Raw genomic sequence first — 582 nt, 5'->3', positions numbered from 1 at the left:
TTGTTTTTGGCGCATTGCTCCAGGTAAATGTTCCTACCGGTGCATTTCCGGTCAGTGCCTTAAGTCCTGGTACTGCAGTTGTAGTCCCCTTAATAAAGTAATTCACCGTATAGCCGAACTTCTGCATATCATCAATCTCATAGTATACATTCTTCTGATTCGGGCCTGCGGCTGTAATTGTCATGCTCGCCGGCTGTGCTGGACTGGTCACCAGCTTATAGCCGGTTGCTGTCTTCGGCGCATTGCTCCAGGTGAACTCCCCTACCGGTGCATTTCCGGTCAGTGGCGCAAGACCTGGAACTGCAGCTGTAGTACCTTTGATATAGTAGTTTACTGTATAGCCGAACTTCTGCGTATTATCAATCTCATAGTACACAGTCTTTTCGTTCGGACCTGCGGCTGTAATTGTCATGCTCGCCGGCTGTGCAGGACTGGTCACCAGTTTATAGCCCGTTGCTGTCTTCGGCGCATTGCTCCAGGTGAACTCCCCTACCGGTGCATTTCCGGTCAGTGGCGCAAGACCTGGTACTGCAGTTGTGGTACCTTTGATATAGTAATTTACTGTATAGCCGAACTTCTGCG

At 49.8% G+C, this 582-nt stretch carries 1 protein-coding gene; it reads right to left on the bottom strand.

Annotated elements, in window-relative coordinates:
• On the bottom strand, nucleotides 1-582 hold a 582-nt coding region (locus V7D18_RS22945; protein ID WP_426157860.1), incomplete at both ends, for a hypothetical protein.

Source organism: Lacrimispora sp. 38-1 (assembly GCF_049890855.1).
In the GTDB taxonomy this organism is placed as follows: domain Bacteria; phylum Bacillota; class Clostridia; order Lachnospirales; family Lachnospiraceae; genus Lacrimispora.
The sequence above is the reverse complement of the archived record's forward strand: the minus strand, read 5'-3'. Positions and strand labels throughout refer to the sequence as shown.